Annotated in this window: 10 protein-coding genes and 1 pseudogene; 7 read left to right on the top strand and 4 right to left on the bottom strand. The window is 39.6% G+C overall.

The features are described from left to right. Nucleotides 1-122 precede the first annotated feature (122 nt). A complete protein-coding gene (locus H5154_RS19980; protein ID WP_145242208.1) occupies nt 123-1,322 on the top strand; it encodes a Bcr/CflA family efflux MFS transporter in 1,200 nt (399 codons plus the stop codon). A 27-nt stretch (nt 1,323-1,349) separates the two neighbouring features. Here the strand turns inward: H5154_RS19980 and grpE are convergent, their stop codons facing one another. Together grpE and H5154_RS19990 are read right to left on the bottom strand one after the other, a co-directional pair. After that, nucleotides 1,350-1,958 (bottom strand): nucleotide exchange factor GrpE, encoded by a 609-nt coding sequence (gene grpE, locus H5154_RS19985; protein WP_182719388.1) that lies wholly within the window; start codon nt 1,956-1,958, stop codon nt 1,350-1,352. 58 nt (nt 1,959-2,016) lie between these two features. Beyond that, nucleotides 2,017-2,982, bottom strand: coding sequence for an HrcA family transcriptional regulator (locus H5154_RS19990; protein WP_145242204.1), 966 nt, complete (start codon nt 2,980-2,982; stop codon nt 2,017-2,019). Between the two features lie 100 nt (nt 2,983-3,082). On the opposite strand from H5154_RS19990, the gene nadK reads away from it, so the two are divergent. From nadK to H5154_RS20015, 5 genes are all read left to right on the top strand, one after another. Then, the gene (gene nadK / locus H5154_RS19995; protein ID WP_182719393.1) at nt 3,083-3,967 is read left to right on the top strand and encodes an NAD(+) kinase; all 885 of its coding nucleotides are present in this window, start codon (nt 3,083-3,085) and stop codon (nt 3,965-3,967) included. Between the two features lie 78 nt (nt 3,968-4,045). Next, complete coding sequence (locus tag H5154_RS20000) at nt 4,046-4,585, top strand: hypothetical protein (protein ID WP_145242202.1); 540 nt, start codon at nt 4,046-4,048, stop codon at nt 4,583-4,585. Nucleotides 4,586-4,677: 92 nt separating this feature from the next. Continuing rightward, nucleotides 4,678-6,351: a DNA repair protein RecN gene (gene recN, locus H5154_RS20005; RefSeq protein ID WP_182719389.1), complete on the top strand. Its 1,674-nt coding sequence runs from the start codon at nt 4,678-4,680 to the stop codon at nt 6,349-6,351. Between the two features lie 109 nt (nt 6,352-6,460). Continuing rightward, complete coding sequence (locus H5154_RS20010) at nt 6,461-6,886, top strand: hypothetical protein (protein WP_145242198.1); 426 nt, start codon at nt 6,461-6,463, stop codon at nt 6,884-6,886. A 103-nt stretch (nt 6,887-6,989) separates the two neighbouring features. Continuing rightward, on the top strand, nt 6,990-7,310 hold the full coding sequence (locus H5154_RS20015; protein WP_145242196.1) for a hypothetical protein: 321 nt from the start codon (nt 6,990-6,992) through the stop codon (nt 7,308-7,310). A gap of 319 nt (nt 7,311-7,629) precedes the next feature. Here the strand turns inward: H5154_RS20015 and H5154_RS20020 are convergent, their stop codons facing one another. Together H5154_RS20020 and maoP are read right to left on the bottom strand one after the other, a co-directional pair. Further along, entirely contained in the window at nt 7,630-8,280 is a 651-nt protein-coding gene (locus H5154_RS20020) for a hypothetical protein (protein ID WP_182719390.1), read from the bottom strand. 129 nt (nt 8,281-8,409) lie between these two features. Continuing rightward, complete coding sequence (gene maoP, locus H5154_RS20025) at nt 8,410-8,913, bottom strand: DUF413 domain-containing protein (protein WP_182719391.1); 504 nt, start codon at nt 8,911-8,913, stop codon at nt 8,410-8,412. 460 nt (nt 8,914-9,373) lie between these two features. On the opposite strand from maoP, the pseudogene H5154_RS24210 reads away from it, so the two are divergent. Next, nucleotides 9,374-9,509, top strand: a pseudogene (locus H5154_RS24210) (Mu transposase domain-containing protein); the annotation flags it as partial.

Here is a 9,509-nt window from a genome sequence, read left to right on the forward strand (position 1 = left end):
GCCAGTAAAAACATCTGTTGCGTTATATTTCTGTTAAAGGCGATAGTTAGCATGCAAACTAAGTACCCAAGACTAATTGTCGCTGTTACAATAGCAGCCTCTTTTTGTTTAATGGGTTAGTCATGCAGGACTCGGTTTCTTTAAATAAACGCATTCTATTACCTTTACTCGCCAGTATTGTTGCAATTACGCCACTGGCAATCGATATGTATCTTCCGGCAATGTTAGTCATTGCTAACGACCTTAATACCACAATGCCTAATGTACAAATATCGTTAAGCATTTATTTAGCTGGCTATGCGCTGGGAATGCTATTTTTTGGCCCAATCGCAGATCAAATTGGTCGTCGCGTGTTAACGAAGGTCGGCTTAGCATTGTTTGGCTTAAGCTCTGTCGCATTGGCCTTTTGTAATGACATTCACCTATTTTGGGCTTTGCGGGGAGTACAAGCATTCACAGGTGCTGCAGCAACCGTTGTGGTGCCAGGGATAATTCGTCATATTTATAAACAAGATACTGCTAAAGGAATGTCGTATGTATCGATGATCATGATGGTAGCGCCCTTAGTCGCGCCAACGGTTGGATCAATGATCATGGGCTTATCTCACTGGCAAACAATCTTTTTAGTACTGGCTAGTTACAGCTTTGTTATTTTAGCCTTGGTACAAATATACTTAATCGATATCCCTATTTTCAAAAGCCCGATGAAAGGCTTTGCACTATTTTTCGATAGCTATAAAACCGTATTTAAAAATAAAGATACCCGAGCAGATATAGCCAGCTCAATGTTTGTCTCATTCGGCTTTTTTTGCTTTTTAACCGCAGTGCCCTTTGTATACCTTGACTACTTTAAAGTATCAGAACAATTATTTGGTGTTTTATTTGCTTTCAATGTCATGGCGCTAATGTTTGGTAACTTTTTAAATACCCGCCTAGTACCACGTATTGGTTCACGAAAAATGCTGTATTATGGATTAGCGGTCGGCTTTGTAGCTGGCAGTGCCCTACTCACATTTAGCATATTACACCTATCGCTGTATTTTATTGTTGCAGCTATTGCTCCTCTGATGATGAGTTTAGGGGTTACCGCTAGTAATGCTGATGCATTGATCTTAATGCAGTTTGAAGAGCGTTCTGGCACCGCTACGGCGGTTATTGGTACATTGCGCTTTGGCAGCGGTGCATTAGTCGGTCCAATTTTAGCCTTAATGCATGCACAAAGTGCGGTACCATTTTCAAGCTTAATGTTCAGCGCATTAGTATTAACACTAATAGCCCAGCTTTGGCACCGAGCTAGAAACAAAAAAAATGCCCGTAGTTAACGGGCATTTTTTTACTAAGCGACTTCTTTATTCAGCTGCTTTAGATACCATCACCATTGCAGGGCGTAATAAACGACCATTTAATGTATACCCTTTTTGCATCACTGCTAATACAGTGTTAGGTGTTACATCATTGCTTGGTTGAATCGACATTGCTTGGTGGAATTCAGGATTAAACTGCTCACCTTGTGGGTTAACAATTTCAACACCAAATTTTGCAACCGCATCGTTGAAGCTCTTAACTGTCATATCAATCCCTTCAAGCAATGGCTTTAAGGTTTCGTTTTCTTTGTCTGAGAACTCAATAGCACGTTCTAGATTATCAATAACAGGTAATAATTCGTTAGCGAACTTTTCAAGTGCAAATTTATGCGCTTTTTCTACATCTTGTGCAGCACGGCGACGAATATTATCAACGTCTGCAGCGGCACGTACTACGCTATCTTTTTGGTTTGCGATAGTTTGTTTCGCATCTTCAAGCTCAGCATAAAGCATAGCAATTTCAGCTTCAGGGCTAACTTCTTCGCTTTCGTGCGCGTCAGCAGCTTCTACAGCCGCTTCAACGTCTGCTTGCATTTGCTCTAATTCTTCGTTTAATTCAACTTCTTGCTCTGGTGATTTTGTCTGCTCAGACATAATTTAAGTGCTCCAATACTTTTCAATTGCGGTAATTATGGGGATTGAATCAAAAGATTCAAGAGCCAGATGACTCGATTAATTTAAATTCTTGAATGATTGCTTCAATTTGCGCCGATTTAGGACAAATTACACAAAAACGACTTTGATATTCTTGATTTTGAAAATACGGCACGCTGATCACCATCAGTTCGTCACAATCAGTAAATGGCAATTGTGACGTATTTAAAACCGACACACCATTTTTAAAAGCTAACTTATCTTCTACAAAGTTCAAAAATGAGACACCAATATTTAAGCTTTGTTCACAATCAATTTGCCGATATAAATAATTTTCGCCGACCACGATACTGTTATCTGAGCCTAATTTATGGCTCAGCTCACGGGTCCATTGATTTAACGAATCATGACAGTTTCGTGGTGCTGTATTTGCCATTGCTTGCATACGGTACAAGCCTTCCATTAAAGTTTGCTGACTGAATACAGTATTAAGCCAAGTAGCAAATTGATAACGTACGGTGTCAGAGGCATCATCCGGCTTATGAATACAAATGTTATGGCTTTGCCCTGCTCTATCTAACAGTAAAATAAGCCAATCATTGCTGTCAAAATCTAATACTTCAACTCTAAAAACGTGTTGAGAACTTACTTGCGGCAGACCAACGCAGCAACATACTTGATAACGCTGGCTTATACCATGCGCCATCTCGACTAATTGCGCTTGTGCAGGCTGCCAATATTGCGCAATCTGCGACAGAGGGAAAAATTCACTTAGCCAATAATCAAATCCGGCATTAGTAGGTACCCGTCCAGCAGAAGTATGCGGTGAATACAGCAGGCCTATTTTTTCTAGGCGCGACATCGCATTTCTAACTGTTGCAGAACACACAGCCATACCTTTTTGTTTGGCAATACGGCTTGACGCGACAGGTTGACCTTCACCATTACAGTACAGGCTCATCACGGCGGAAAATATTTGCTGATCTCGAGGGTTTAAATTCATAGTATCTACATCTTGCTGCATACTGGGGATATCGGGGCGTAGTGAGTTTATTTCAAGGTTATTTTCAAACTTGTCACTTTTGAGTTACTCTACTGATATTAATACTATTGATGCGTTTATCATGGAATCACCGTTTAAAACCATAGGTTTAATTGGCAAACCAAATCACAGTGGTGCAGCTGCAACTTTACAGCGCTTATACACTTTTTTAAATGCGTTAGGATTTGACGTGTTATTAGAGCAGAGAACCGGTCATCAATTAACCAATGTCCCCAAGGAAAAGTTAGTCAAACTGGTTGAGCTTGGCGAACGTGCCGATCTCGCTATTGTGGTCGGAGGCGATGGTAATATGCTTGGCGCAGCAAGGGTATTAGCCCGATTTGATGTTGCTGTTATAGGCGTAAACAGAGGCAATTTAGGTTTTCTAACAGATTTAAACCCAGAAGGCTTTGAAGCTAGTTTAGAACAAGTATTAAGTGGTCAATATATTGAAGAAAAACGCTTTTTATTAGAAGTTGCAGTTTATCGCCATGGTGAATTAAAAAGTGCTAACTCAGCAGTGAATGAAGCCGTTTTACATGCCGATAAAGTCGCTCACATGATTGAATTTGAAGCCTTCATTAATAACGATTTTGTTTTTTCTCAGCGCTCTGATGGTTTAATTGTCTCAACCCCTACGGGCTCAACAGCCTATTCGCTGTCGGGTGGCGGGCCCATTTTGACCCCAGAACTAAATGCAATATCATTAGTGCCGATGTTTCCGCATACATTATCAAGCCGACCATTAGTGGTTGATGCCGATAACGAAGTACGCTTAAAGCTCAGCTTAGAGAATACCGACAGCTTACAAGTCAGCTGCGATAGTCATGTGGTGCTTGCTGTATTGCCTGGCGATGAAGTGATAATTAAAAAAGCAGATAAGAAACTACGCCTGATCCACCCCAAAGACTACTCTTACTATCATGTACTTCGCACTAAGCTCAACTGGGGTAGTCGTTTATATTAATTTTATTGCGCTCATTCAGACTTTAGAGCAAAATAAGCTGAATTCATTTATTACCTTTTCAAGGGAAATCAAACCGAAATGACGTATGTTGTTTTCTTTGCTTTATTATTACTGATAACGCTGCTTGGCAGCTATTTGGTGATTGAAAATAATCGCCGAAAAGCGCTTGAAGCGCAAAAAAAGCTATTCAATAATCGCGTTAAAGAAGTAACTCAACAGTTAAAAATAAAATTAAATGAGTACTGCGACGCAAAAATAATTCGTCCTAAATACATCCCAAGAATACAAGTTATTGCCAGTAATTTCTTTGTCGTACAACCTCATACTGACGAAAACTTATTGTATCTTGAACGCATAAACGAGTCATTGATCAGCACGATTAGTAGTGAGTTGGCAAAAACTTATGTAACAGGTGAACGAGATGCACTAGCTGAACGCTTAGATTTTTTTGTGGCTGAGTTACCCATAGCCGGCGTTGCTTACAATAAAACGTTTTACCATGAACTTTTACCATCCATGATTAAAGTTTTACGCACTGATGATTTATCTGCGAATCCTGAAGATTATGTCAAACCTGTTGATCCTGAAACTAATTTTGAGAAATCAACCAGTGAGTAAGTAATAAACTAGATAGCGACATTAAAAATTAATTTGCAAAAACCCAAAACACTGTATAAATTAACAGTTAATTGACTGGATGGATGAACAGTATGTTAACTGGGTTAGAGATTAAAAATTTTGCAATTGTAAGCAATTTAAGCACCGAGTGGCAAAGCGGTATGACAGCCATTACGGGTGAAACAGGTGCCGGTAAATCTATTGCTATTGATGCCTTATCTTTATGTTTGGGTGAACGTGCCGAAGCCTCAGCTGTTCGCCCTGGCACTGAGCGCGCTGAAATATGCGCCACCTTCGATTTAACCAACCTCCCCTTGGCTAAGCAGTTTTTAGAACAGCATTTGCTATCGAATGATGAGCAAGAGTGCTTACTTCGTCGTGTGGTGTGTAAAAATGGCCGCAGCAAAAGTTATATTAATGGCACCCCAGTCACTGCAGCCCAACTAAAAGAAATCGGTCAGTACTTGATCTCTATTCATGGTCAACATGCTCACCAATATTTGCTTAAAAGCGAACATCAACTCCAGCTATTAGACGCTTATGCAGGTCATCAACCTCTGGTTGAAGCAGTGCGCCAGCATTATCGTAATTGCCAAAACTTACAAAAAGAATTTACCGCGCTCGAACAAGCCCAGTTGCAACAAGCAGCGCAAAAGCAATTATTAGAGTACCAAGTAGCTGAGCTTGATGAGTTTGCTTTACAACCAGATGAATTTTCGCAAATTGAAGCCGAGCATTATAAGCTCAGCCACAGCCAAACTATTATTGAAGCATGCCAACGAGAGTTACAAAGCTTATACGAAAATGACGAGCAAAATGCCTGTTCCCTATTACAACATAGCGCGCAGCAGTTTGCTGAGCTTGCCGGGTTTGATGAAAGCCTAGCTAGTGTGGCTGCTTTACTCGAAGAAGCGGCTGTGCAAGTTGAGGAAGCGAGTCGTGAAATTCGTAATTATGCAGAGCAAGCTGAACTTGATCCGAGCCGACTAATCGACGTTGAAACACGATTAAGTGGTGCGATGGATTTATCACGTAAACACCATATTAAACCAGAGGACTTAGTTGAGTTTCACCAAAGTATCACACAAGAGCTTGAGTCGATTAGTAATAACTCGACCCGTTTAACGCAACTTGAAGGTGAAATTAACCAAGCATTAGCAGCTTATCAGCAAGCTGCGCAAGCCCTAAGTGAAAGCCGTCATGAGGCAGCGCAGACATTAAATACATTGATCAGTGCAAGCATGGCGCATTTATCAATGGAAAATGGTGTGTTTGAAATAGCCCTTACACCACAACCTGAAAAAGCACCAAACAGCCTAGGTTATGATAATGTAGCCTTTTTAGTCTCAACTAACCCAGGCCAACCGTTACAACCGTTATCAAAAGTTGCCTCAGGTGGTGAGCTGTCACGCATAAGTTTAGCGATACAAGTTATTATTGCGCAAAAAGTCACTACGCCAACGCTTATTTTTGATGAAGTGGATGTAGGTATTTCTGGACCAACTGCAGCAGCTGTAGGCAAGCTTTTACGTCAATTAGGCAAATCGACTCAAGTTATCTGCGTAACCCATTTACCGCAAGTTGCCAGCTCGGGGCATCAGCAGTTTTTTGTGGCCAAAGAAATTGCCAATGGCGAAACCTTTACACAAATGTTGCCACTCAGTAAACATGGCCGTATTGATGAAATTGCCCGTTTACTTGGTGGTGATAACATCAGTAAAACAGCCAAAGCTAACGCAAAAGAGTTAATTATGGCGCATGCTTAATTAAGCTAAAACAACACCTACGTTTAAACTATTTTTAAATACAACCATCCATTAAGCCTTACTTATATAAAGCAAGGCATAATAACTAACAATAGAACACATATAAATCATGACGATAACAACATTGCCAATAAAATTAATTAGCCTACTTTTTTGTTTTACACTTTTAACGGGTTGTAATGATTACTTTATAAATACCACGCAACTGACGAATAGCACATGGCAACCACTTTTAGTCATTGCATTTATTAGCCTATTTTTGATCCCGTTAATTAGCTTAGCGCTGCTTATATTTAGTCAATGGAAGCACCTTCAGTTTAAAATAACTCTGCAACGTTATTTACATGGCTCACTTGTTTTAATGCTCGCCATAGCGTGGTTTATCGAATTAAGCTTAGTGCAACGCGCTGATAACCGTATGGATTTGATGTTAACGTTGTGCGCGCTAGCCACTCAAATGGTATTAGTCGTAGCTGCTTTTGTACTTGTTAATAAACAACAAAAAATGCACCACCGCGCTAAAAACTTTCTGTAAAGTATTGTTTAAAATAACAATTAAAAACATTTACTTTACATAATTGACACATTTAATTTAGCAACATACACTCAATAAAATAAAAAAATCGATGGAATGAATAATGAGCGCTACACAATCTAAAATCACCCAGCTAAAACGTTGTTATGCAACATTACAACTGGGTGTTGCTAAAGCTGATGGCCGCCTTACTCTTACTGATAACCTGCTGCATTTTGAAGCCCTCAATAAACAACTTAACTTGGGTTGTTATGCCATCAAACTTAATAACATTTCCCATGTCGAAAAATGCGCAGCTAAAGCCGGCGGTTTAATCCCGATTACCACCGCTGGAATCAAAATAACCACCAAAGAAAATTATCATCTAGAGTTTATTTTAGCTGAACCCGATGAGTGGCTTAATTGCCTGCAAGCGAGTCATTAAGCATTAAAGGAAAGGTACTAGGCTGGAGGTTCTAGGCGCTAGGAAAAGCCAAAACAGTTCGGCGTTAAATTTATCACCTTAGGTTGTGGTTGAGAGCAACGAAACCAAACGATGAATGATTAAAACTGAATGACGGCTTAGAGCGAGAAGCAGACGGTCATGTAAACTCATTTTTGGACAAAAACACGTTAGAGTATTTATTCGGTAACGCCCGGTAAGGAGTAAGCAACGTTACCACGAAACTTAACCATACCACCTTAAACACAAAACCCAACGATGGAATGAAAAATGCCAAGTGTTGGGAATTGCTTTGTTAGCCCTAGCTTGACGTAGCCGCTAATATCATTGAACCGATACTAGCTATGCTACCCGCATGCGGAAGTAAGCTTGTGAGACCATTTAGCATCGAACCTAGAATGGTTTTGTTAGGTTTTGCTTGCTTAGATTGAACCTCTATTACATCTACAACCTCAAGAGCTTCATTGATGACACTAGATTCAACATCTTGTGACCGAATTTCATCTCTTAGTTGTGCGAATAGAGATTCAAGGTCGGTATTTGCCTGAACACTCATATTTGTTGAGTTGTCGACGGAATGATTATTAACACGAGCATGAGGACCACTCACGTTATATGTAATATTCTGCACAGAGCTAATATTAGTTTCAGGTTTCTTTGCACCCAACTTTTTTACATAAGCGGCGAAATGTGAAAAAGTGCCTTGAACTAAAACATCCTCTACATCTGTAACTTCCCAGCGATCTCTAGCTCCTGTCTGAACAATAATGTGTCCAATCTCAATGTTTTGAGGCTCTAGAAATTGGAACACTACCTGACCCGTCCCTTTTTTCGAGTTCTTTAAAGCACGTTCAGTAAGCAAAGGAGAACCGTCTAAAGTTTCATCGCTATATACACTGACATCACTACCACGACTTCTAATAAAATTACCAGCTACTTTTGCCAAATTCATTTAATTCTCCTTTAGGGCTAACGCCGGCAGCAACTGCAGGCAAAAATGGCGCTTGTTTTGCCGGGTTTATGGAAAAACGAGTGACAGTTTTGACTGTCAGATTGCCTGTCCTTGTTAGGCGCATCTAGTTTATAAGCCAAAGTCATGTAACCCACCCCAATTAGTAATATTGAAGCGCGTTTGGCTTTTTCCTTTATTTTGAATATCTCGTATTTTGATGATCATTTTTTGCATTTTTAATCTTGAAATTGAATCAGAACACTCATCCTCTTCTTTACGCAGGTAATTGATTAACTTATCAAAGACTAAATCTGGCAACTCCTGAGATAGCATCTGGATGATTTCAAAATTACCTTGAGCGATCTTTTTGCTCATAAGAAAGGCAATATTTAGAGATTGGTATTTCACCCAAGCTTTTTCGTATTCTGATTCAGGTTCACGATTACCATTACAAACTTCAATAAAATTGGCTTGAGCTTCTGTTTGTGGCTCTAAATCTCCTGATGCAAGTGCTTTTAACCAATATCCCTTAGAATTGATTAATTTGTACTCTTCAGGAGTGAACCCTTCAATATCTTTGCCTGCCAGATACTCCTTTCTCCTTGCTTGAATAATATGCTCGCTCTCTTTCATATCATCCGCCTAACGAGCCTGTAGAATAACTCGTTTTTAATTTATTTTTATTGATGCATTAACCATAGCCGAGTTCCTATTTTGATTCAATCAGTTATCGCTAGTTTACATAAAATATAAAAAGAGAATGTGCGGTTGTTTTAATAGATGTTTTAGAGGGAATTACAGTTGCTTGATTGGCATATTTCGGCTTAAAAAGGCTCCCCTTTTTTAATGCAGCCTGTTTTGCAGCTTTTCTATGTTATGAACAAGGCAATACAGTTGTCACTGGGCATTCACTTTCGTTTGACCCCGTAAGGTCAGTTTATTCATGCCTTTGTTCACTGTAATATTCCACCTTTTATTTAAAGGAAAGCAGGCTCTATAAACCCTAATCGTTAGCCATTTTTTAAAAAAGATTTTGATGTCTGAAGTCAAGATCTGACCCCAATCGCTTTTGATGTCTGAAGTCAAGATCTGACCCCAATCGCTCTATCACTATACACAAATCAAAACGGTGCGAGTACACATTGATTATCATGTTGAAATAGAGAAACATTATTACAGTGTGCCGTATCAGTGGGTTAAGAAACAATTACGCGCACACATAACCAATC

Origin of the sequence: Pseudoalteromonas sp. SR44-5 (assembly GCF_014163675.1) — a bacterium.
Lineage (GTDB): Bacteria > Pseudomonadota > Gammaproteobacteria > Enterobacterales > Alteromonadaceae > Pseudoalteromonas > Pseudoalteromonas rhizosphaerae.

Bases quoted from the DNA above. Each gene is read 5' to 3' on its own strand.
- H5154_RS19980 (WP_145242208.1), top strand. From the start codon at position 123: ATGCAGGACTCGGTTTCTTTAAATAAACGCATTCTATTACCTTTACTC.
- grpE (WP_182719388.1), bottom strand. From the start codon at position 1,958: ATGTCTGAGCAGACAAAATCACCAGAGCAAGAAGTTGAATTAAACGAA.
- H5154_RS19990 (WP_145242204.1), bottom strand. From the start codon at position 2,982: ATGCAGCAAGATGTAGATACTATGAATTTAAACCCTCGAGATCAGCAA.
- nadK (WP_182719393.1), top strand. From the start codon at position 3,083: ATGGAATCACCGTTTAAAACCATAGGTTTAATTGGCAAACCAAATCAC.
- H5154_RS20000 (WP_145242202.1), top strand. From the start codon at position 4,046: ATGACGTATGTTGTTTTCTTTGCTTTATTATTACTGATAACGCTGCTT.
- recN (WP_182719389.1), top strand. From the start codon at position 4,678: ATGTTAACTGGGTTAGAGATTAAAAATTTTGCAATTGTAAGCAATTTA.
- H5154_RS20010 (WP_145242198.1), top strand. From the start codon at position 6,461: ATGACGATAACAACATTGCCAATAAAATTAATTAGCCTACTTTTTTGT.
- H5154_RS20015 (WP_145242196.1), top strand. From the start codon at position 6,990: ATGAGCGCTACACAATCTAAAATCACCCAGCTAAAACGTTGTTATGCA.
- H5154_RS20020 (WP_182719390.1), bottom strand. From the start codon at position 8,280: ATGAATTTGGCAAAAGTAGCTGGTAATTTTATTAGAAGTCGTGGTAGT.
- maoP (WP_182719391.1), bottom strand. From the start codon at position 8,913: ATGAAAGAGAGCGAGCATATTATTCAAGCAAGGAGAAAGGAGTATCTG.